Source organism: Komagataeibacter intermedius TF2 (genome assembly GCF_000964425.1).
GTDB lineage: Bacteria > Pseudomonadota > Alphaproteobacteria > Acetobacterales > Acetobacteraceae > Komagataeibacter > Komagataeibacter intermedius.
This window is the reverse complement of the sequence record NZ_BANF01000863.1, coordinates 1-379: the sequence shown is the minus strand read 5'-3', so window position 1 is coordinate 379 and position 379 is coordinate 1. Positions and strand designations below refer to the sequence as shown.

1 protein-coding gene is annotated in these 379 nt (G+C 67.5%); it reads right to left on the bottom strand.

All coding sequences use genetic code 11. The annotated features are described in order from the left end of the window. Positions 1-379: nuclease-related domain-containing protein (locus B7449_RS19400; RefSeq protein ID WP_048884132.1), on the bottom strand; the 379-nt coding region annotated here is incomplete at both ends.

Sequence of the window (379 nt, the reverse complement as noted above, 5' to 3'; positions counted from 1 at the left end):
GACAGGACCGCAGTTCCCGTCATCACGACGTGGCTGAAGACCTGGATGGTCGGGTCCACGAGGCGGGCCAGCGCGTAGACGGCGCGGCAATGGGCGGCATTCTGCATCACCGGGCTGTAAATCAGCCGGGGCGGGGCGTCGGGCGCCTCGCCCGCGAAACGCTGTCGCCACCGTTCATCTTCCGGGTGTCCGGTCAGTTCGCCGCCATACCGCTTTGTCTCTACGACATGGATGCCCCTCGGGCTGAGAAACAGGTGGTCAATCTGGGTCGTCCTGCCGCCACCTGCCGGCAGCATGGCGTCGTGCAGCACGGCCAGGCCGCTCCGGTCGAGCACGTGGGCTACGGCGCTCTCTCCTTTTTCGCCCTGGATGGCGGCGC